Source organism: Polaribacter sp. AHE13PA (assembly GCF_019278505.1).
Lineage (GTDB): Bacteria > Bacteroidota > Bacteroidia > Flavobacteriales > Flavobacteriaceae > Polaribacter.
The window spans coordinates 1,473,980-1,495,663 of record NZ_CP058985.1 but is presented as its reverse complement, the minus strand read 5'-3'; the positions used below and the strand labels follow the sequence as shown (position 1 = coordinate 1,495,663).

Here is a 21,684-nt window from a genome sequence, read left to right as displayed (position 1 = left end):
TATGTAAATTAAAAAAAGATAAACGTGTGTTTATCTTTTTTAATATTTTTACTTCATTCCTTTCATCATTTGCATCATCTTTTTGCCGCCGCCGCCTTGCATCATCTTCATCATTTTACTCATTTGGTTAAATTGCTTCATTAGCTGGTTTACTTCATTAACAGAAGTTCCAGAACCTTTTGCAATTCTCTTTTTTCTACTGGCGTTTATTGTTGTTGGTGTGCTTCTTTCTTCCGGCGTCATAGAATGAATAATAGCTTCGATACCTTTAAAAGCATCATCGTCTATATCTACATCTTTCATAGCTTTACCAGCTCCAGGAATCATACCAACTAAATCTTTCATGCTACCCATTTTTTTGATTTGTTGAATCTGACTTAAAAAGTCATCAAAACCAAATTGATTTTTAGCAATCTTTTTCTGTAATTTTCTAGCTTCTTCTTCATCGTATTGGTCTTGTGCTCTTTCAACTAAAGAAACAACATCTCCCATCCCTAAAATACGATCTGCCATTCTATCTGGATGGAATACATCTATTGCGTCCATTTTTTCTCCAGTACCAATAAACTTAATTGGTTTATCAACAACAGATTTAATAGATAATGCAGCTCCACCACGAGTATCTCCATCTAATTTTGTAAGAACAACTCCATCAAAATTTAAGATATCATTAAAAGCTTTTGCAGTATTTACTGCATCTTGCCCTGTCATAGAATCTACCACGAATAAAGTTTCTTGTGGACTTACAGCTTTATGAATGTTAGAAATTTCATTCATCATCTCTGTATCCACGGCTAAACGACCAGCAGTATCAATAATAACTACGTTTTTACCGTTTGCTTTTGCATGTTTTATAGCGTTTTGTGAAATTTCAACAGGATTATTGTTTCCAACTTCTGCATACACCTCAACACCAATTTGTTCTCCAACAACTTGTAATTGATTTATTGCAGCAGGTCTATAAACATCACAACCAACTAATAAAACTTGTTTAGATTTTTTATCTTTAAGAAAGTTTGCTAATTTTCCTGAAAAAGTAGTTTTACCAGAACCTTGTAAACCAGACATTAAAATTACAGTTGGCGAACCACCTAAATTAACACCTACAGTTTCTCCACCCATTAATTCTGTTAGTTCATCTTTAACTAACTTTACCATTAATTGACCTGGGTTTAACGTAGTTAAAACGTCTTGCCCTAATGCTTTGGTTTGAACTCTTTTGGTAAATTCTTTGGCAATTTTAAAGTTAACATCGGCGTCTAACAACGCTCTTCTAACTTCTTTTAATGTTTCGGCAACATTAACCTCTGTAATTTTACCATGACCTTTTAAGGTGTGTAAAGCTTTATCTAATTTATCGCTTAAATTATTAAACATAATTCGTCTTCTTTTTTAGGAAGCACAAATATATGAATTAGAATAGTTTTTTATTGAATCAGAATTAGAAAATATGTAGTTAAAGATATTTATTAATTGATTTGAGATCAATTAAAGGTAAATAGGTTAATAAAAACGAAGTTTCTTATTGAAATCTTGAATAATATGAATTTAAACTTATGATCTTATTTTTATCACGAAGTAAAATTAGATATTTTATACCTACTAAGGTTAGCAATAAGTCTCTTCACCATAATGCATTATTAATATTTTGGTATGATGTTCTGTATGATATGCTGTCCACATTATAATTTCTCTAATAGTCATTTTACCCATTAATGGATGCGGAAGTACCAATGTGTCTAAATTAACATCACTAATTTTTTTGAGTTTAAATTGTAGTTTTTTACTCTGTATTTGCAGTTTTGTTAATAGACGTTCTCTATCTTTTAATAATGGTTTTTTTAACTTTTGATTGTATTTCTTTGTTTTATCTTTATTGTCAAGTAATTTTTGATGGTACTTGCTTACAATCGTTTTGTAATCTATAGGTTCTCTATTACATAACCCAAATTTGTATTTTAAAAAAAAGCGAGGATAACTTAAAGCGTTATTTAAAAGTTGTAAGCTATTTACTAAGTGAAGTATTTGTTGTCCTACAGTCCATTTTCCATCGGGACCTTTTTCCCAGTTGTCATTTGGTTGATCTTCTAACCATTTAAATAAAGTATTGTGATTTTCCTCTAATAAATCTGCAATTTCCTCTTTTTCCATCAATAATAAATTATGTAAGTAAGATACAAAAAAAATACGTTATAAACTGTTGAGGCTTAATATGACTTTTAGTGTTTTTTAAGTGTGAATGGTTGTTTACTTCAGCAAATACTCTCTCGTATTCTACAATAATAGATATCCTGAAAACTGCAAATGGTTATAGCAGAATTAGAAAGTAAATTCGCTTTATAATAACATAAAGTGTTTCGTTTTCTTCTTAATTAATTTTTTCAAGAGTTAGCATAGTTCCTTCAGGTAGTATGGTTAAACTATCTAGAGTTCCACGATCACTTTCGTAAACTCTACCTTGAACTCCAATTTTATCATTTGCAATTAAATCTAAAATTTTTACCATCGTTACCGTACTTTTATTTACCAAATTACTTGTTTGATAACTATAAGCTATTGTATTATTTACCGATATCGTATTTTTTGTGAGTTGAAATTCTCCTCCAACTCGAACATTATTTATTACTTCGGATGTAATTCTGTATGTAATTTTATATCTACCTGTGTTAAGTGCAATAATTCCATCTGTAGTATTAGTGTAATCTGAAGAGTTGGGAGTAAAATCTTGAGATTGAAAGTTGATTGTTGTAAAATTGGAAGATTCTGCAATTGTTTGTATTGCATTTGGGTAGCGTTCGCTTACTGTAGGTGTATAAAAAGTTTTTGGTATATATTGAGATGAAGTATTATCATAAACTAATGTTTGTCCGTTTGTTGGAGGTATGTTTGAAACATCTATGTTTTGTATTTTTATAATGGTGGATGCTGCTAAGGTTCCTGAAATATCACCTGTAATTTTTAATGCTGATAAATCTGTTTGTTTTGTTGTTTCAGCATCATTTTCTAATGAAATCTCTAAATTTTTTCCATCTATATTTAAAGTATAAATATCAATTTTTTGAGTATCCGTATTTATAGTTGAAGCATCTATCCAATTTGTTCCTGTATTAATTGCTGATAAAATTTGTCCAGTAATACCTGTAGAATTATTTTTATCCTTAATATGACCATCTAATTTTAGGGTTTCTTTTATAGTTACAGTTGTTGTGTTTGCTATTTCATCAATATTGAGAGCTTCTATACCACCAACTGAAAACCTAATTTCATCTGCGACTGGGCTGTACATTCCTGTATCTATATCATTTTTAAATCTGTATGATGGCCTACCCATAGTACCATCAGAATTTAAAATGCCTTCCGTTCTCATGGCTCCTGTAACATGGAACTTATTTGTAGGTGAACTTGTCCCTATACCCAGTCTATTATTGGTGCTATCCCAGAATAATTGAGTATTGTCTTCTGTAGGTATACCTGTAGCACTTGCAAAAAATACAGATCCTTCGGTAGCTGTTGGAGATAATTTTTCCCAAGAAGTACCATTATAAATTTTAACAGTAGTGGGTGAGGAGGAAGTATCAAACCAAATATCGTTTTCTACTGGATTTGAATTACTCGTATTAGAAGTTGTAACTGTATTATTTCTTATGTTAAGTATAGTTCCTTTGTTATTGATAACGCTAATTTCTTGAGCATATATACTAGCTACTAATAGTAGTAAAAAAGTGATAATATGTTGTTTTAGAAATTGCTGCATTTTTATTTATAAAATAGAGTTATAAAGTCAAAAAGTAAAGAAAGTTGATTTTGAAAATAAGAGTAGTATTCTTTTATGAATAGTAATATTATGGCTTGTAATTTTACAAACCATAATTTATAAAGATGCTATTTTTACTTAATAAAGTGTACTTCAAAAACATCTCCAGTATAAGCAGTACCGCCTAATGAAGCAACAACTATGTTTACTTCATTAACGTTAGTAATTGTGTAATCTGTACCAGATCTTAATTTTGCTCCATTTCTATACACAGATACACGATTAACGTTTGTAGTTGCTAAAATACCAACAGCATCCACAGTAAAGTCAGTTGTTACATCTGCAGTCAATTCTGTTTCATCCCATAGAACATCAATGAAATTAGTCATTAAAAGTTTTTTTGTTTCACCAGTAGCTTCATCCCTAACTAATAATGAATATCCTGTAGTGTCAAAAGCTGTTGCAGCTGAGTTTTCAGCATCACCAGCGGTTGTGTCAATTCCATCAATTCCTGTAATAGCAAAAATAGCTCCTGATGCGTCTATATAAGTATCATCTGTTAAAGTACCACCCAATTGCCAGGTTGTAATTACACCTCCATCTGGTGCGGTGTCCGTAAACATTGTTACGCCATTACTAGATTGTAAATACTTAATTGTACCCTTATTATCAATAACTTTTATAGATCCGCCAGCCTCACCTAAAACGGTATTTGCTTGTTTTGTAAAATCGGTTGCAGCATTAGTTGAGGTTTCTGTTCTTTGGGCATTTATGGCGCTACTCGCCATAATTATAATACCTAATATTGTTAATTTTAAATAATTCGTTTTCATAGTTTTCATAGTTTTCATTTTTAATTAATTTAATTGTTATTTTTCTTTTTTAATTGTTTTTATTCATAGGCTTTTCAGTTTTTTATGAGTGATGTATTAATATAGTTGGACTATTCTAACTTTATCATCTTGGTAACATTTCGCTTCTTGTTCTAGTTTTATAGTTGTATTGTTAATTGCAATAAAATTGATGCGAACACCGTTTCTAAATACATCTATTTTATCAGAATTTGTAATGTTGAGGGGAGTGGTAAATTCTAATTGACCATCAGAAGCAATAATAATTACTTGTTTTTTTTGATGGAGAGTAGAACTAGGTTTTTGTTTTAAAACACCTGTACTTTTATTCATAACTACTATTTGATCTTCAGTATTTGTGCTTTCTTGCAATCCTGCAAAGGCAAATGTGTTTGTTGCGCTTGTGGTAATTAAAGTTGGTTCTATTAAAATACCACCTAATTTTACTTTATTGTCGCCTGTGTAAAGACCATTTTCTGCTTTCATGTTTCTTAATGAAACCCATTGAGTACCATCATATACTTCTAAACAATTACAAGCCTGATTCCAAACTTGATCTCCAATTACAAGGTTTTTAAATTGAGCATCTCTAAAGCTATCATTACCCACTACTATAAGTCCAAATTCATTAGTAGGATCAAAATCATTATTAATAGGTGTCCATTTTATATCATTCCAAATCATTAATGATGGGGAGTTATTTATACCATAATCTGTAAGCCAAATGATATCTCCTAATTGATAAGGAGGAGATAAGTCTCCTAAAGAACTTACTATTTTTATGTTCCCATTTCTATTCTCATTACGATTACCAGGTTGAGGTATGTATAATATTTTTTGACTGTCTAAAAAGACAAAACCGTCGTTATTGTTTAGAATATTTAGTTCAACATTTAAATATTTTAATTTTCCATCCCAATTAATATCATAAAATGTATTACTTATGGGTATTCCTTCGCCTACAATAAGAGAAACCATGCCGTTTTCATCTGTACTAATTGTATGTTCTTCTATGTATTCTACAGAGGTTTCATTTGTTATAGTAAAACGTAGGGTAATTTCTTCTAGGCCTAAGGGAACTTTATTCTCTAATACGTTTGTTCCAGGAATCTGAATTTCTTCGTTATTTAAAATTAGCGCCTGATAATTAAAACCAGGTGTTTGACCAAACAGTAAAGTGTTTGTGAGTAAAAATAAAAAGAGCCGTATTTTATGTGAAAATTTCATATTTATTTTTTAGAACCTTCTGTTATTTAATCTTAAAATATAGAATAACAATCCAAATGAAAATGCCTTGGTGTGAAATGAATATGCTTCTTCTATATTACTGTCTTTGTTTTTTTCTTTAAAACTATCAGCTACATTATATTTTACATAAGTAGATAGATTATCATGAATAACATACTCTATACTTATTCCTCTGTGTATTCTAATTAAATTTTTGTCAAAAGTATTTTCCTTGTATAAATTTACAGTGTTGTCTTTATATGTTCTTGTGCCTGAAATAAGCCAATCGTAAGAAATATGTGTGTGTACCTGTACTTTTAATCGTCTTTCATTAACAAATGCAAAGTTAATCCCTGGTTTCAAGGTTAAATAACTTAAATCATACGTTGTTGGTGTGCTAATCTTACAAGAATAAAAACCAGTATTAATTTTATATTTGTTGTATCCAAGTCCTATATCCCAAGTAAATCGTTCTTCATATAACGCAAATCTAAAACCACTTTCAATAAAAAAATCTTGTGCTTTTGAGTAACTTAAATCTAAAGTATTATTTCCTAAATTATTTACATAATTTTTAAAATAGGCGTTTTCAAAACCAGTTTCTAAATAGGCTTGTTGTGCTTTTGTTGTATTATTTATGAAAATAAATACAACAGTTATAATTATAATATTTGAGATATTTTTCCACATCCCTTATTCTGTTTTTAGTATTTTTTCTGTAAACGTATTATTACCGCTTTGTATGCGTATAATATAAGTGCCTATACTATAGTTTTTTAACTGGATAAGTAAATTATCTGTAGAGGAATATTCTTTTTTTAAGATGATTTTCCTAGTAACATCATATATGTGTATATGAATTTTATGCTTAGTTTCTTTGGAGAAATTGAGTGTTAGATATTCTATAAAAGGATTTGGAGAAATGACAAGGCGAAGAGATTTATCAATAATATCCTTGTCAGAGTTATTGATGTTAAATATTTTACTATTATTTAAAAAACCTTGTTGTACATCTATTTTACCAGTGCTTTTTGTGCCAATAATACTAGATTGACCAATGCTTTGTATAACTGTATACCTTATTATATTGTTAGAAATAGGGTATACAGATGTACTACCTACTGTAGATATTGTAGGTTTTAAAAGAGTTTGTTTTGTTTGTTGAGAATGCGTTTCAATTACAAGTAAAACAAGTATTATGAAAAGTAGTTCTTTAATCAATGAAAATTTCTTTTTAATTATAATGCAGTTTTTTCTTAAATATATGCATTTTTAACAAGAAATTAACTTTAATTTGATTTTTTGTTTATAATTATCGTTTATTTAGTTATGAATTTTAAGGCGTCTCCATTAATACAATGACGTTTTCCAGTGGTGTTTTTAGGGCCATCATCAAAAGAATGACCTAAGTGACCTCCACAAGTATTGCATTTTAATTCTGTTCTTGCATAACCAATTTTATAATCTACATCTAACTCAACATTTTTCTTTATTGCTCGGTCAAAAGAAGGCCAACCAGAACCAGAATCATATTTGTATTCAGATTTATAAAGAGGTGTTTCACAAGCAGCACAAACGTAAGTTCCTTTTGTTTTGTTTGTGTTAAAAGAACTCGAAAAAGGTTTTTCGGTACCTGCTTCTCGTAATATATAATACTGTTTAGCTGTTAATTCTTTTTTCCATTGAGTATTTGTTTTTTCAATGGTGTATGTTTTTTTTTCTTTGGATGATGTTTGAGCTATACCATTACAGCTAATCATTAAAATAAAAACTAGTAAAGAGAAAATATTTTTCATAAATTTTAAATGTTTTTAAGTTAGACGAAAACTTTGTGACATAATTACAGATTTAACTTTCGGCAATAAATTATTTTTTTGATTAAGATAGAATATGTAATTTTATAGAATTGTAAATAATCAACCAATAGTGACAATTTAGAAATAGATGTGTCTTATTAATTAGTGATCATAAAAAATAAATAGATGAAAAAATTAGCAGTTTTAGTTTTAACAGTTTTACTTTTTGTAGAATGTAGTACCGTACCAATTACGGGGAGAAGTCGTGTTAATTTTGTAAGTGATGCACAAGTGCTACCTACTAGTTTTGCTCAATACAGTACTTTTTTAGAAGAAAATAAATTATCTACAAATACTGCAATGTCTAACCAAATTAAAAATGTTGGTAAAAATATTTCTGCAGCGGTAGATCGTTTTATGCGAGCAAACAATATGAGCTCAGAAGCAGATTCTTATAGATGGGAATTTAATTTAGTAGATGATGAAACTGTAAATGCTTGGTGTATGCCAGGAGGAAAAGTTGTTTTTTACACTGGTATTATGCCAATTTGTGCTAATGAAAATGGAGTTGCTGCAGTAATGGGGCACGAAGTTGCACATGCTTTTGCTAAACACGGACAAGAAAGAATGTCTCAAGGACAATTACAACAATTAGGTGGTGTTGCCGTAGCATTGGGTACTTCTGGTAAAAGTGACGAATCTCAACAATTATGGAATACTGCATTTGGTGTTACTACTGGTTTAGGAATGTTAAAATTTAGTAGAGTTCATGAGCAGGAAGCAGACAGGTTAGGTTTGGTTTTTATGATTATGGCAGGTTATGATGGAAGGGAAGCTGCTGAGGTTTGGGTAAGAATGAGTAACTTATCTAACGGAAGTTCTCAACCAGAAATTTTAAGTACACACCCTTCTAATGAATCTAGAATACAAGATTTAAGAAATTATTTACCAACGGCTAAAAAATATGCAGCAGAGTACAACGCCAAGTAAAAGGTATAAATAAAAAATAAGGAAACAAATAGATTACCTATATTGTAACCGTTCAAAAAAAGATGTTTTTTTGAACGGTTTTTTTATAAAATAGATTTTATGTTAAAAATTGGAGATAAAAAATTAATTAATGCTTGGGCTTTTTATGATTGGGCAAACTCAGTATATTCTTTAGTAATTAGTACTGCTGTTTTTCCAATTTATTACGCAGGCTTAACGGCTTCGGAAGGTTTTGCAAATGCAGAAGGGAAAATTACTTTTTTAGACACACTTTGGAATCCGACAACCTTGTATAATTATGCAATGGCATTTTCTTTTTTAGTAGTGGCTTTTATATCCCCAATGCTTTCTGGTATTGCAGATTATGCTGGTAATAAAAAGAAATTTTTAAAAGGTTTCTGTTTATTAGGCGCGCTCTCTGTAATGAGTTTATATTTTTTTACAGGAAAAGAAACGCTTTGGGTCGGAATCCTTTTTACCATTTTAGCGAGTATAGGTTTTTGGGGAAGTATCGTGTTTTACAATGCTTATTTGCCAGAAGTTGCTTTACCAGAACAACAAGACAATGCAAGTGCAAAAGGGTTTATGTTAGGGTATTTAGGCTCTATTTTATTATTGCTTTTGTGTTTAGTTTTAATAGAAACTGAAGTTTTTGGTTTTTATGATAAACAATTTGGCTCACAATTATCTTTTGTCTTAGTAGGTTTGTGGTGGCTTGGTTTTGCACAAATAACCTATGCTAAATTGCCAAACGAAGAGAAAAAAGAAATCCCAAAAGACAATTATTTTGCGAAAGGATTAAAAGAAATAAAAAAAGTTGCCAAAGAATTATTTGCTTATAGAGAATTAAAAATTTTTTTAATTTCATTCTTTTTATGGAGTATCGGCGTGCAGACTATTATTTTAATGGCGGGTATTTTTGGTACTATTTTAGGTTTAGAAACCTTAAACTTAATTGGTACTATTTTACTAGTTCAGTTTGTAGGAATTATAGGCGCTTTTTTATTTTCTAGATTGTCAAATAAAATAGGGAATATAAAAACATTAAAAATTACCATTGCTATTTGGGGATTGGTTTGTTTTATAGGATTTAACTTAACTAAAGACACTCCGAATATAGAAATGTACTTTTATATTTTAGGAGCTTTAATAGGTTTGGTAATGGGAGCTATACAGTCTTTAGCAAGATCTACATACTCAAAAATGTTACCAAAAACAGAAGATAATGCGTCCTATTTTAGCTTTTTTGATGTAACAGAAAAAATAGCATTAGTAGTAGGTATGGTAACTTTCGGAATTTTAAATTCTATGATATCTATACAATCTAGTGTTTTGGCTTTAGCTGTTTTCTTTTTAGCTGCTTTTATTTCTTTAAATACTATTAAGAAAACAAAATATGTTAAATAAAAAAAGTGCTGAGTTCTAAAACTCAGCACTTTTTTTTATATTTTTAATAAAAAATTATTCAATAGTAATAGCGAAAGTTACTTCTGCATCTGTTTCTCCAGCAGCATTAGAAATATCACCATCTACAACACCTTCACCACTTTTATTTGGCTCATGTATAAGAGAAACTGTTAAGCTTTCTGATCCTGCATCTGTTGTTGTTAATGAAAAATCAATACCAATTGGTGCCCCATTTAAATCTGTATCTATGTACGTTGTAGAAGCTATTTCGTTAGTAAAAGTATAAAAGAATTGGTGATCTACACCTTCTTCTTCAACTTCTAATGTAATATCTTCTGCAGGGTTTTCAGTTTCGTTTAAAACTTTTGTTACTCCTGTATATATGGTGTTAGCAGCTAAATTTCCAGAAATACTAACTTCTGGTTCCGTTGGTCCGTCTCCATCTAAATCTGTACTTTTTAAAGTAATAGTATCACCACCGTTTTCAGGAGTTAAAACTACTGTTACAGTTGTGATTAATTCTTCTTCGTTAACAGCTATTGGGTCATCATCTGAACAAGATGCTGCTAAAACAATAATTGATGCTAATACTAATACGTGTTTAATTGATTTCATAATGTGTGTTTTAATAATTGATTTTTAATAATTAATTTTTAATTGTAAACTATAATTTCTTCCTAAATCATCAGCATAATATCGTAACCTATTTAAGTTGTTTCTATATCTTGTGTTTAATAGATTTGTTACGCCTGCTGAAATTTGTAAATCTGTTTTTTTTGATAACTGAAAAACAGCATCTGTATGTAAATGTAATAGGTGATAACCTGATGGTGTAGAGCTAATGTCTACTAAAGCATCGATATCTTGTGTTGGTAAATAAACAGAAAAGTTGTTATCTGGATAATTGATTTGTTTTAAAACCAATTCACTCTCTAAACGAACTCCTAAATGATGCCATTTTTTATTTCTGTACTCCAAAGAGTTTTTAAAACTTGGAGCAGGAATGTCTATTAAGTCTCTATTTGTTTTTGTTTCGTACCCAAAAGTTAAAGAAGATTTATTATTAAAAGTAAAAGCATCATTAATTTTTTGTTGCCACGTAAAATCGATTCCGTACAAACTTGCATTTGTAGCTCTGTACTCCCAAACAGGAAAAGCACCACGAATTGTTTGTTCTATACCTGTTGGTTCTAAATAAATAAAATTATGAATGTTGTTAAAAAATACCTCTGTAGAAATTCTTGTATCGTTAGATTGATAAGTGTACGTAGAAGAAACTCTATTTGAAACTTCTTGTTGTAAATCTAAATCTCCCAATTCAATTCTTGAAGCAGAATGATGTAAACCGTCACTAAATAATTCTGATGCATTTGGTGCCCTACTAGATAAACCATAATTAAATAAGACCGCATTTTTATCATTTACTTGATAAACAATTCCTGCGGAAGCAGATACATTATGAAAAGTTAATTTTGGATTTACTAACCATTGTGTGGTAAAATCTCCAATAATTAAATCGTTAAATTCTGTATCGTAACCTCTTTCTGTCCATCTACTTTTTAAGTAGAATTTTTTTGCATCTATATAATTATAATCATATCTAACACCAATATTTGCTGTTGTATTATCACTTAAAGTAAAATTACCAATAGCAAAAATTCCGGCATCAATTTTATCATAATCTGGTATTAATCTTCTAACGCCTGTTAAAGGATTTGCAAAATTATTTTGGTAACCTGCTTTAATTCCAACTTTATAAGTTTGATCTAGATTGTTGTTAAAATCAAAAGAAGAACTTATTGAATGTGTTGTTAAATCTAAATCAATAGCAGCTTTATCTTTATCGTCTCCAACTCTTATATCAAACTCAAAACGCTGATTTTTTTGAAAATCGTATTGAACATCAAGTTTACCTAAGTTTTTAAATCTTTTGTAATAACTGGCTTTAATTATATGATGATTTACTTTTTGTTTCGGTGCGTTAATATCATAACTAAAATCCTCTATAATTAGAGGTTCTTTGTTGTTTATAGCGCTTACCAAATCGTCTAGGTTACCAATGTGAGATGCTTTTAAAATACCAATGTTATTGTTTACAAAACTATAATCAACAGTAAATCCACTTTCGTACTTTTTTAATCCACTTTGTATAGAAAAAGCAGTAGAACTTAAACCTGTATTTGTTAAATTATAATCTGGACTATTAAAGTCTCCAAACCTTTTTAAAGTAGTTTTAGCATTTACAAACCAACCTTTTTTAGAGGTTTTAGTAATACTACTATGTAAATTACCACCACGTCCCTTACTTTGTAAACCTACAATGGTTTTACCAAAAAGACTGTCTTTTAAAACATACTTTGTTGGTTCTAAAACAATAACACCACCAATAGCATCGCCACCAAATTCTAAAGAATTAGCACCTTTAACCACTGTAATTTTATCGGCATTATTTATATCAATATTAGGTGCATGTTCTATACCCCAATCTTGATCCTGTAATCTAACACCGTTTGTCATTACAATTATTCTACTACTGTGTAAACCGTTTATTACGGGTTTTACAATAGAATTTCCGGTATTAATAGAAGAAACTCCTGCAACATTGTTTAAAGCATCACCCAAACTTTTACCACTATATTCTTCAATAGTTTTGTTATCTATTTCAGTGGTTTGTGTAGTATTAGATGTTACGTTATGTGTAGATGTTATTACTACCTCCTCTAGATCTTCTATATGGTGTTCTAGAGTGAAGTCTTTAAACGTATCTCTGTTTAAGTTTATCGTAACTTTTTTAGTCTCACATGATATATGTTCTATTGTCAAAGTAATTTTTCCTTCGCATAAATTTTTAAACTCAAACAAACCATCAAAATCAGTTATGGCATATTTATTTGAATTTTCAATTTTTAAGGAAGCTCCAACAATAGGCGTACTATCATGAAAATCCGTAATTTTTCCTTTAAAAGAAATTTGGCAATCTTGTGCAAGTGCAGATGTAGTTATACACATTGCAAATACAAATTTACAAAGTAATTTTATCATTTTTTATTTTCATAATTTAAATTAAATAATCCTAATTTAAATACCTACAGGCGGGCCTCTTAATGAAAACGATAAATGATAATGATTTTTTAAGAAATTATATTGTAACCTATTATTAGTATAAATAGGAGTGTTTAACTTAATGTTAAAGAGGTTTTCAGTTAAGAGAGAATTGTTTGTTTGATAAACATCTAACTTACAATCAACGTCTTTTTTATGAATATGATTTTCAACTTTAGAAATGCAAACACCGTGTTCATGGTTGCTAAACGCATGAGCAGAAAGTGTAAAAATTGGCAATAGGAATATTACCAACATTAAGATACCAATATATTTATTTAGCTGTTTGATATTACTTTTGTTTCTATGGTTGATATATCTAAAATAATGGGTGCAAATTACAACTATCCTGTTGGATAACTAATTTCATTTTGTTAAAAAAAACTATATAAATTAAATTACAAATGACTACTTAGATATACTAAGACAGCGTTTGTTTTAAGTTCGTCGTTTTTTACAGTATGGAATTACAGGAATAATAATTTTATTTCACCTTATAAATAGTACCATCTGTAGCAAATTTACTAAAGCCAATTTTTGCAGAAAAACTAAAAGAACTATCTGTTACTTTTGTAATTTGAACATAAATAGGTTCTTTATCAATTTTCTTTTTTGGAGATTTCATCTTTAATGTATAGAAGAAATTATTTTTCCATTTGATATATAATGTATCAATATGTTTTATCTTTTTTTCTCCATAAGTACTATCATTAGAGATGCTTATAATTTTATCATACTCTTCAATTTGAAGACTATCTTTTCTAGTGATCGTTGTTTTACTATATCCATCTCCTGCAGGAATCTCAAAAACACCTTTTTTAAAGCGATCTGAGTTATCTTTTAAATCTGACTGACAAGAGAAAAATATAATACTGAATAAAACCAAGAAACAAGATACAAAAGGATACTGTTTTTTAGCATCCTTTTGTCTTGATTCTTGATTCTTGTTTCTTGGTTCTATTTTTAACATAGCTTATATACCTGTATAATTACTTGGTGTAATTGCTTTTAATTCTTCTTTAATTTCTAGAGAAACTTCTAAAGTATCAATAAAATCTGCAATAGATTTTTGGTTGATTTTAGCATTCGTTCTCGTCAATCCTTTTAATGCTTCATAAGGATTAGGATATGCTTCACGTCTTAAAATAGTCTGAATTGCTTCTGCAACAACTGCCCAATTGTTTTCTAAATCTTGTGCAAACTTTTCTTTGTTTAACAATAATTTATTCAATCCTTTTAAGGTAGATGTAAATGCAATAATTGTATGACCAAATGGTACACCAACATTACGTAAAACAGTACTATCAGTTAAATCACGTTGTAAACGAGATACTGGTAATTTAGCAGAAAGATGTTCGAAAATTGCATTTGCCAAACCTAAGTTTCCTTCAGAATTTTCAAAATCGATAGGATTTACTTTATGTGGCATTGCAGAAGAACCAACTTCACCTGCTTTAATTTTTTGTTTAAAATAATCTGTAGAAACATAGGTCCAGAAATCTCTATCTAAATCTAAGATAATAGTGTTTATACGTTTTAAATTATCAAATAAAGCAGCTAAATGATCGTAATGTTCTATTTGAGTTGTAGGAAAAGAGTGGTGTAAACCTAATTTTCCTTGTACAAAAGTACTTCCAAATTCTTTCCAATCTATACTTGGGTATGCAACTTTATGTGCATTATAATTACCTGTTGCTCCACCAAATTTTGCAGCACTTGGTATGTCATTTAATAAGTTGAATTGTGCTTTTAAACGTACCACAAAAACTTCTATTTCTTTTCCTAATCTTGTTGGAGATGCTGGCTGACCATGTGTTCTTGCCAACATAGAAATGTCTTTCCACTCAATAACTAATTCTTGTAACTTTTCTAAAAGCCCAGTATAATGAGGTACATAAACATCGTTCATTGCTTCTTTAATAGAAAGCGGAACAGCGGTGTTGTTGATATCTTGAGAAGTTAACCCAAAATGGATAAACTCTTTATGTGCTTGTAAACCTAAGGCATCAAACTTTTCTTTGATAAAATATTCAACAGCTTTTACATCATGGTTTGTAATGCTTTCAATATCTTTTATTTTCTGAGCATCTTCAGCAGTAAAATCAATATAAATTTTACGTAAATCATCAAATAAATCGTTGTTAAAATCTGATAATTGAGGTAAAGGAATTTCGCACAAAGCAATAAAATATTCAATTTCTACACGAACTCTGTATTTTATTAAGGCTTCTTCCGAAAAATAATCTGATAATTTTGATATTTTACCTCTATAGCGACCATCAATAGGAGAGATGGCATTTAATTGTGTTAATTCCATTTTTTAGTTATGTTGTTAACTGCAAAAATAGTGAATTTAGCAGATTTATAAAGTAGATTTTCTATGTTTTTCTATCAATTCTAAAATGAATCTTCCACGAGCTTTACACCCCTTACTTTCATGTATAATTTTAGTTTGAATTAAGTGTTTTAATTCAGGATGAATCCACTCTTTTTCTAATCCGAAATAGTACAAAGTAGTCATTGTATAAGCTCTTACTGCAATTTTTTGTGGTGTAATTAACCAATCGAAACCTGTTTCGACAATACTTTTTATATGGTTTTTTGTCAGTTTTTTTTGTACAATGTTTTCTGTTTTAGAGTAATAAGCAGTCGCTAAATGTTCACAAATTTTAGCACATGGTCTAATGGCACTATCAAATTTTAAGGTTTTAATTTTTAGAGTGAATTCATCTAAATGAGGTAAAATCCACTCTAAATGATGATGTGTACAAATCCATTCTAAAATCCAAGCAGCCTTTATAGATACTTTATTTTCGGTATCAAAAGTAATAGTAACCAGTTCTTTAAATAGTTGTGGGGTTTCTATAATAATATTGGCAACTCTTTGTCTGTTTTCCCTTTTAGGGTTTTCCATGTTGTGGAGTTGTTCGGTTACGAAAAGTAAATTTGATTTTGACACGATTAATGTATCTTTGTTTTAAAATTATATTTAATGATAAAGATAAAAAGACTGTTTTTTATTTTACTGTTTTTCGCTTGTTTTTTTACAAGTGAAGATTTTAATGGACAAAAAATTAATCAAGTAAATGCTAATAACCAAAGGGTCGGTGTTTGGAAAAAGTATTATTCTAATAAACGAATACGCTATGTTGGTCAATTTAGAAACGGAAAAGAGATAGGTGTTTTTAAGTTCTACGACATTACAAGTTCGAGACATCCTGTGATTATTAAAAAATTCTACGAAAACTCAGATTCTCTATATGTTCAATTTTTTACTCTAAAAGGAAAAATAGAAACAGAAGGTGTTCTAAAAGGCAGAAAACGAGTAGGTAATTGGAAATATTTTTATCCTGATGGTATAATTATGTCGGAAGAAAATTATAAAAATGGAAAATTACATGGATCACAAATAATTTATTATCAAGATGGTCAAGTTACAGAATTTGCTACTTACAAAAACGGATTGTTAAACGGTATTGTTAGTAAATACTCTAATAAAGGAGTTTTAATTGAAGAGGTTACGTATGAAAACGGTGCTTTAAATGGCTTAGCAAAATATTTTGAATTAGACGGTGTTTTAAAAGAAACTGGAAATTATAAAAACGGATTAAGAGTAGGTAATTGGGAGTATTATATGGATGGAGAAGTGGCTTCAGGAAAAGAAATTAGAAAGAAAAACACGTTTTCTCGTAAAAAAGAAGATTAATTCTCGGTTTGTTCCGTGTATTGTTAAAAAGAACTTGTTATATAAAACAAAACAATGGCTTTATCAATTCTTTCAATCTGTTAAAACCATTTCTAATGTGTACCTTTGCATCCTCAAAAATTAAAAATGAAACGAGTAGTTGTTGGTCTTTCTGGTGGTGTAGATAGTAGTGTTACTGCACATTTATTAAAGGAACAAGGGTATGATGTAATTGGGCTATTTATGAAAAATTGGCACGATGATTCTGTCACTATTTCTAATGAATGTCCTTGGTTAGAAGATTCTAATGATGCAATGATTGTTGCAGAAAAATTAGGGATTCCTTTTCAGGTAGTAGATTTAAGTGCGCAATATAAAGAACGTATTGTAGATTATATGTTCGATGAATATTCTAAGGGTAGAACACCAAACCCAGATGTACTTTGTAACCGAGAAATTAAGTTTGATGTTTTTATGGACATCGCTTTAAAATTGGGTGCAGATTATGTTGCTACAGGTCATTATTGTAGAAAAGGTGAAGAAATTATAGACGGAAAACCAGTTTATAAATTATTGGCTGGTAAGGATAATAATAAAGATCAATCTTATTTTTTATGTCAATTATCTCAACAACAATTGGCAAAAGCATTATTTCCAATAGGCGAATTAACAAAGCCAGAAGTTAGGGAAATAGCTAAAGAAGCAGATTTAATTACGGCAGAAAAGAAAGATTCTCAAGGTTTATGTTTTATTGGTAAGGTACGTTTACCTGAGTTTTTACAACAAAAATTACAACCTAAAGAAGGGGTAATTGTAACGATTCCAACCGATTTTGAGCAATACATAAAACAGGCCCCTACTTTTGAAAATAAAGAGGAAGAATTAAAATATTACGCTACCAAATTTACATACAAAAAAGAAGATGGTAAAGTGGTTGGTAAGCATCAAGGAGCACATTATTTTACAAAAGGACAACGTAAAGGTTTAAATGTTGGTGGTACAAAAGAAGGTTTGTATGTGATAGAAACCGATGTTGTAGAAAATGTAATTTACACAGGAGAAGGTAAAAATCACCCAGGATTGTACAGAAACGTATTGTTTGTTTCTAATGAAGAAATGCATTGGATTCGTGAAGATTTAACTTTAAAAGTTGGAGAAACTATGCAGGTAGATGCAAGAATTAGATACAGACAACCTTTAGAAAATGCTATTTTACACAAAGTAGAATCTGGCTTGTACGTAGCATTCGAGAACAAACAATCTGCCATACAAGAAGGTCAATTTGTAGCTTGGTATAAAGAGGAAGAGTTATTAGGCTCTGGAGTTATCTCTTAAAATATTTATAAAAATCATAAAAAAGTAGTAATTTCGGAATATGAAGAAATTACTACTTTTTTTATGTCTAATGATTTTTTTAAAAGTTGATGCACAAGAAGATGCTTGGCTTTTTATTAAAGATAAACCTCAAGAAACTAGTTTTTTAGAAAACCCTATTTCGATGCTTACTCAAAGAGCATTAGATAGAAGGTCTAGACTCAATATTCCTTTAGATTCTAAAGATGTTCCTGTTGATGAAGCGTATTATAATCAACTTAATAATGATGAAACAGTTACTGTTTTAGGTAAATCTAAATGGTTAAACGCTATTCATGTTCAAGGAGAGGTTACAGATATTAATACTTTAATTTCTAAATATAGTTTTATAGCATCTGTAGAATTTGCTAATAAATCTTTGAATCTAAATGGTAAATCAGAAGGAAAAACAATAACTCCAAATCATTATAATAAGTTGAATGAAACGCTTACTGATTTTAATTATGGTGATGCAGATAATCAAATTAAAATGTTAAAGGGAGATTATTTGCATCAACAAGAATTAACTGGCGAAGGACAAATAATAGCAATTATAGATGCAGGGTTTCCTAATGTAAATAGCTTAGATGCTTTTAGTAGGATAAGAGATAACAATCAAATTTTAGGAGGCTATAATTTTGCTGATAGAAATGATAACTATTATACAAGAAGTAGCCATGGAACGCATGTTCTGTCTTCAATTGCTGCGTATATTAAAGATGAATATGTTGGTACGGCTCCAGATGCAAAATTTTATTTATTTATATCAGAAATTTCAGAAACAGAAACTGTTTTAGAAGAGACTTTATGGGTAGAAGCAGCAGAACGAGCAGATAGTTTAGGTGTAGACGTAATTAACACCTCTTTAGGCTATACTACGTATGACAATCCTAATCACAACCACACCTACGCAGATATGGATGGTAAAACCACTTTTATTTCTAGAGGAGCAGAAATTGGTGCTTCACGTGGTTTGCTTTTGGTAAATGCGGTTGGTAATGACGGAACTAATTCTTGGAAATATATGGGAGCACCGGCAGACGCCCCTTCTGTGATTTCGGTTGGAGCGGTAAATTCTTCAGGAAATATTGCAAGTTTTAGTTCTTTCGGACCAACATCCGACGGAAGAATAAAACCAGAAATACTAGGTAAAGGTCAAAACCCAGCGTTGATAGATTATAATTCTGGAGAAATCACAACTTTATCTAGCGGAACGTCTTTTTCATCACCCATAATGGCAGGTCTAATTGCTTGTTTAAATCAGAATGAAGGATTTCTTTTAAAATCATCCTTAAAAAAATCTGGTGAAAATTATAATAATTATTTAAAAACTGCTATTTACGAATCTGCGGATAAATTTAATAACCCTACGGACCAGCATGGTTATGGAATTCCTAATTTTGAAACAGCACTGAATAGTTATATTGCTAGTTTATCTTTATTAAAAGATGAAGTTATTAATTTAAAGATTTCTCCAAACCCTGTTCAAGATCGTTTTACTATTTCTACTGATAATTTTGAGGATCTGTCAATTCAAATTTATACCATTTTAGGTGAAAAAGTATTTGAAAAAGCAGCAGTAACTTCCAAAAATATTGATATTTCGTTTTTGAATACAGGTATTTATTTGTTGAAGGTTTTTTCTAATAATCAATATAAAACAATAAAATTAATTAAAGAATAAGATGAAATCTAAAATATCATTTATTTTATTTTTAACCTGTTTTCAAGTGTTTTCTCAAAAAGATTCTATTGTCAATTTTTTTGATTCCAACAAAAAGTTATTACTGATAAAACCAAAGCTACAACTTTTGAAATTTTAACAAAACAAAACGATTCTCTTTGGTTAAGTCGAAAATACAAAAGAAACGGTAAACTCTATTATTACCAACATTATAGAACAATTGATAAAAAAATAAAAATTGGAGAGGGGATTGTTTATAATAAACATGGTAAAATGATTGAACTATGTTTTTATAATGAGGGATTAAAACATGGTAGATATAAATCTTGGTTTGATAATGGAAACTTAAATACTGAAGGGAGATTTTACAAAGGTAAAAAAGAAGGTCTTTTTAAAATATACCATTATAATGGTGTTTTAGCAGGTAAAGCTATTTTTAAAAAAGATACCATAACGCAAGACCTATATTATGATATTAATGGAGATATTATTAATAAAGACTGTGTAATATGTAAAAAGAATCCCACTTTTAAAGGAGGAATTTCTGAATATAGAAAGGAGTTGGCTAAGTTGAAAAAGGCTATTAATTATAAGATTAATGGAAATATTTATATTCATTTTGTGATTGATATTCATGGAGAGGTCACCGATGTAACTATAGATGAAGATATTCCTGAAAAACTTTATGATGAATTAGTTCATTTTTTTGAATCTCTCAAAGGTTGGTCTGTTGCAATTGATGGTAATAGAAAAGTGCCTTTTAATTATACTCAAAAAATAAACTTTAAATTATGACAAATAAAATAACAACTCTTTTCAATATAAAACACCCGATTGTACAAGGAGGCATGATTTGGGTTTCTGGATGGAAATTAGCTTCAGCAGTTTCTAATGCAGGTGGTTTAGGTTTAATTGGTGCAGGTTCTATGTATCCAGATGTTTTAAGAGAACACATTATAAAATGTAAAAAAGCAACTTCTAAACCTTTTGGTGTAAATGTACCAATGCTGTACCCAGATATCGAAAAAATAATGGATATAATTGTAGAAGAAGGTGTAAAAGTTGTTTTTACTTCTGCAGGAAATCCCAAAACTTGGACGTCCTTTTTAAAGGAGAAAGGAATTACGGTTGTACATGTTGTAAGTTCTGTTAAGTTTGCTTTAAAAGCAGAAGCGGCAGGTGTAGATGCTGTTGTTTGTGAAGGTTTTGAGGCAGGCGGACACAATGGGAGGGAAGAAACAACTACTTTTACTTTAATACCTATGGTAAAAGAGCAAGTTAAAATACCTGTAATTGCGGCTGGTGGAATAGGAACCGGAAGAGGGATGTTGGCGGCTATGGTTTTAGGTGCAGATGGTGTACAGATAGGAAGTAGGTTTGCTGCAACGTTAGAGTCTTCTGCTCATATTAATTTTAAAAATACCATTGTTACCGTTAAAGACGGAGACACACAGTTAACGTTAAAAGAATTAGCACCAGTTCGTTTGGTGAAAAACAAATTTTATAATGATGTACAAGAATTATATAAACAGAACCCAACTAAAGAAAATTTAATAGAATTATTAGGTAGAGCAAGATCTAAAAAAGGAATGTTTGAGGGAGATTTAGATGAAGGTGAGTTAGAAATTGGTCAAATTGCTGGTTTAATTCATGAAATAAAACCAGTAAAAGACGTTTTAAGAGAGATTATTGATGAATTTAATGTGGTTAAATCTCTGGTAATTAGTGTTTAGTGTTGCCGTTTTAAAAAAAACTTAATTATTTTGATAGGATTGTTAATTTTTGGCATTACATTTGCAATTCAATAAACGTTGTTAGGAATTAATTTAACAACA

General features: G+C 29.8%; 20 protein-coding genes. 7 read left to right on the top strand and 13 right to left on the bottom strand.

Annotated features, from left to right (window positions below):
- Positions 1-48 precede the first annotated feature (48 nt).
- From ffh to msrB, 8 genes are all read right to left on the bottom strand, one after another.
- The gene (ffh, locus tag H0I28_RS06530; RefSeq protein WP_165733415.1) at positions 49-1,377 is read right to left on the bottom strand and encodes a signal recognition particle protein; all 1,329 of its coding nucleotides are present in this window, start codon (positions 1,375-1,377) and stop codon (positions 49-51) included.
- Positions 1,378-1,608: 231 nt separating this feature from the next.
- Positions 1,609-2,151, bottom strand: coding sequence for a DinB family protein (locus H0I28_RS06525; protein ID WP_218761067.1), 543 nt, complete (start codon positions 2,149-2,151; stop codon positions 1,609-1,611).
- A gap of 217 nt (positions 2,152-2,368) precedes the next feature.
- Positions 2,369-3,754: a hypothetical protein gene (locus H0I28_RS06520; protein WP_218761066.1), complete on the bottom strand. Its 1,386-nt coding sequence runs from the start codon at positions 3,752-3,754 to the stop codon at positions 2,369-2,371.
- 134 nt (positions 3,755-3,888) lie between these two features.
- The gene (locus tag H0I28_RS06515) at positions 3,889-4,587 is read right to left on the bottom strand and encodes a hypothetical protein (RefSeq protein ID WP_218761064.1); all 699 of its coding nucleotides are present in this window, start codon (positions 4,585-4,587) and stop codon (positions 3,889-3,891) included.
- 96 nt (positions 4,588-4,683) lie between these two features.
- Positions 4,684-5,832, bottom strand: a complete 1,149-nt coding sequence (locus H0I28_RS06510; RefSeq protein ID WP_218761062.1) for a hypothetical protein — start codon at positions 5,830-5,832, stop codon at positions 4,684-4,686.
- Between the two features lie 9 nt (positions 5,833-5,841).
- Positions 5,842-6,522, bottom strand: a complete 681-nt coding sequence (locus H0I28_RS06505) for a hypothetical protein (RefSeq protein WP_218761060.1) — start codon at positions 6,520-6,522, stop codon at positions 5,842-5,844.
- A gap of 3 nt (positions 6,523-6,525) precedes the next feature.
- Positions 6,526-7,053, bottom strand: a complete 528-nt coding sequence (locus H0I28_RS06500) for a T9SS type A sorting domain-containing protein (RefSeq protein WP_218761058.1) — start codon at positions 7,051-7,053, stop codon at positions 6,526-6,528.
- A 98-nt stretch (positions 7,054-7,151) separates the two neighbouring features.
- Positions 7,152-7,628, bottom strand: a complete 477-nt coding sequence (gene msrB / locus H0I28_RS06495; RefSeq protein ID WP_218761056.1) for a peptide-methionine (R)-S-oxide reductase MsrB — start codon at positions 7,626-7,628, stop codon at positions 7,152-7,154.
- A gap of 186 nt (positions 7,629-7,814) precedes the next feature.
- On the opposite strand from msrB, the gene H0I28_RS06490 reads away from it, so the two are divergent.
- The gene (locus H0I28_RS06490) at positions 7,815-8,618 is read left to right on the top strand and encodes a M48 family metallopeptidase (RefSeq protein WP_218761054.1); all 804 of its coding nucleotides are present in this window, start codon (positions 7,815-7,817) and stop codon (positions 8,616-8,618) included.
- A 99-nt stretch (positions 8,619-8,717) separates the two neighbouring features.
- Positions 8,718-10,025, top strand: a complete 1,308-nt coding sequence (locus H0I28_RS06485) for an MFS transporter (RefSeq protein ID WP_218761052.1) — start codon at positions 8,718-8,720, stop codon at positions 10,023-10,025.
- 54 nt (positions 10,026-10,079) lie between these two features.
- On the opposite strand, the gene H0I28_RS06480 is transcribed toward H0I28_RS06485, so the two are convergent.
- The 5 genes from H0I28_RS06480 to H0I28_RS06460 form a co-directional block, all read right to left on the bottom strand.
- Positions 10,080-10,640 (bottom strand): type 1 periplasmic binding fold superfamily protein, encoded by a 561-nt coding sequence (locus H0I28_RS06480; RefSeq protein ID WP_218761051.1) that lies wholly within the window; start codon positions 10,638-10,640, stop codon positions 10,080-10,082.
- 24 nt (positions 10,641-10,664) lie between these two features.
- Complete coding sequence (locus H0I28_RS06475) at positions 10,665-13,067, bottom strand: TonB-dependent receptor (protein WP_218761049.1); 2,403 nt, start codon at positions 13,065-13,067, stop codon at positions 10,665-10,667.
- A 544-nt stretch (positions 13,068-13,611) separates the two neighbouring features.
- Positions 13,612-14,097: a hypothetical protein gene (locus H0I28_RS06470; protein WP_254712848.1), complete on the bottom strand. Its 486-nt coding sequence runs from the start codon at positions 14,095-14,097 to the stop codon at positions 13,612-13,614.
- A 3-nt stretch (positions 14,098-14,100) separates the two neighbouring features.
- Entirely contained in the window at positions 14,101-15,444 is a 1,344-nt protein-coding gene (purB, locus tag H0I28_RS06465; protein ID WP_218730732.1) for an adenylosuccinate lyase, read from the bottom strand.
- 45 nt (positions 15,445-15,489) lie between these two features.
- Positions 15,490-16,041 (bottom strand): adenylosuccinate lyase, encoded by a 552-nt coding sequence (locus H0I28_RS06460; protein WP_218761047.1) that lies wholly within the window; start codon positions 16,039-16,041, stop codon positions 15,490-15,492.
- 78 nt (positions 16,042-16,119) lie between these two features.
- On the opposite strand from H0I28_RS06460, the gene H0I28_RS06455 reads away from it, so the two are divergent.
- The 5 genes from H0I28_RS06455 (at position 16,120) to H0I28_RS06435 (ending at position 21,582) form a co-directional block, all read left to right on the top strand.
- Complete coding sequence (locus tag H0I28_RS06455) at positions 16,120-16,833, top strand: toxin-antitoxin system YwqK family antitoxin (protein WP_218761045.1); 714 nt, start codon at positions 16,120-16,122, stop codon at positions 16,831-16,833.
- Positions 16,834-16,959: 126 nt separating this feature from the next.
- A complete protein-coding gene (gene mnmA / locus H0I28_RS06450; RefSeq protein WP_218761044.1) occupies positions 16,960-18,147 on the top strand; it encodes a tRNA 2-thiouridine(34) synthase MnmA in 1,188 nt (395 codons plus the stop codon).
- Between the two features lie 40 nt (positions 18,148-18,187).
- Positions 18,188-19,849, top strand: coding sequence for a S8 family serine peptidase (locus H0I28_RS06445; RefSeq protein WP_218761042.1), 1,662 nt, complete (start codon positions 18,188-18,190; stop codon positions 19,847-19,849).
- A gap of 273 nt (positions 19,850-20,122) precedes the next feature.
- Complete coding sequence (locus H0I28_RS06440) at positions 20,123-20,644, top strand: energy transducer TonB (protein WP_218761041.1); 522 nt, start codon at positions 20,123-20,125, stop codon at positions 20,642-20,644.
- A complete protein-coding gene (locus H0I28_RS06435; RefSeq protein WP_218761039.1) occupies positions 20,641-21,582 on the top strand; it encodes a nitronate monooxygenase family protein in 942 nt (313 codons plus the stop codon). Before H0I28_RS06440 ends, H0I28_RS06435 begins: the two co-directional genes overlap by 4 nt.
- Positions 21,583-21,684 lie beyond the last annotated feature (102 nt).

Coding starts and splice junctions, on each gene's coding strand:
- ffh (WP_165733415.1), bottom strand. CDS start 1,377: ATGTTTAATAATTTAAGCGATAAATTAGATAAAGCTTTACACACCTTA.
- H0I28_RS06525 (WP_218761067.1), bottom strand. CDS start 2,151: ATGGAAAAAGAGGAAATTGCAGATTTATTAGAGGAAAATCACAATACT.
- H0I28_RS06520 (WP_218761066.1), bottom strand. CDS start 3,754: ATGCAGCAATTTCTAAAACAACATATTATCACTTTTTTACTACTATTA.
- H0I28_RS06515 (WP_218761064.1), bottom strand. CDS start 4,587: ATGAAAACGAATTATTTAAAATTAACAATATTAGGTATTATAATTATG.
- H0I28_RS06510 (WP_218761062.1), bottom strand. CDS start 5,832: ATGAAATTTTCACATAAAATACGGCTCTTTTTATTTTTACTCACAAAC.
- H0I28_RS06505 (WP_218761060.1), bottom strand. CDS start 6,522: ATGTGGAAAAATATCTCAAATATTATAATTATAACTGTTGTATTTATT.
- msrB (WP_218761056.1), bottom strand. CDS start 7,628: ATGAAAAATATTTTCTCTTTACTAGTTTTTATTTTAATGATTAGCTGT.
- H0I28_RS06490 (WP_218761054.1), top strand. CDS start 7,815: ATGAAAAAATTAGCAGTTTTAGTTTTAACAGTTTTACTTTTTGTAGAA.
- H0I28_RS06485 (WP_218761052.1), top strand. CDS start 8,718: ATGTTAAAAATTGGAGATAAAAAATTAATTAATGCTTGGGCTTTTTAT.
- H0I28_RS06480 (WP_218761051.1), bottom strand. CDS start 10,640: ATGAAATCAATTAAACACGTATTAGTATTAGCATCAATTATTGTTTTA.
- H0I28_RS06475 (WP_218761049.1), bottom strand. CDS start 13,067: ATGATAAAATTACTTTGTAAATTTGTATTTGCAATGTGTATAACTACA.
- H0I28_RS06470 (WP_254712848.1), bottom strand. CDS start 14,097: ATGTTAAAAATAGAACCAAGAAACAAGAATCAAGAATCAAGACAAAAG.
- purB (WP_218730732.1), bottom strand. CDS start 15,444: ATGGAATTAACACAATTAAATGCCATCTCTCCTATTGATGGTCGCTAT.
- H0I28_RS06460 (WP_218761047.1), bottom strand. CDS start 16,041: ATGGAAAACCCTAAAAGGGAAAACAGACAAAGAGTTGCCAATATTATT.
- H0I28_RS06455 (WP_218761045.1), top strand. CDS start 16,120: ATGATAAAGATAAAAAGACTGTTTTTTATTTTACTGTTTTTCGCTTGT.
- mnmA (WP_218761044.1), top strand. CDS start 16,960: ATGAAACGAGTAGTTGTTGGTCTTTCTGGTGGTGTAGATAGTAGTGTT.
- H0I28_RS06445 (WP_218761042.1), top strand. CDS start 18,188: ATGAAGAAATTACTACTTTTTTTATGTCTAATGATTTTTTTAAAAGTT.
- H0I28_RS06440 (WP_218761041.1), top strand. CDS start 20,123: ATGATTGAACTATGTTTTTATAATGAGGGATTAAAACATGGTAGATAT.
- H0I28_RS06435 (WP_218761039.1), top strand. CDS start 20,641: ATGACAAATAAAATAACAACTCTTTTCAATATAAAACACCCGATTGTA.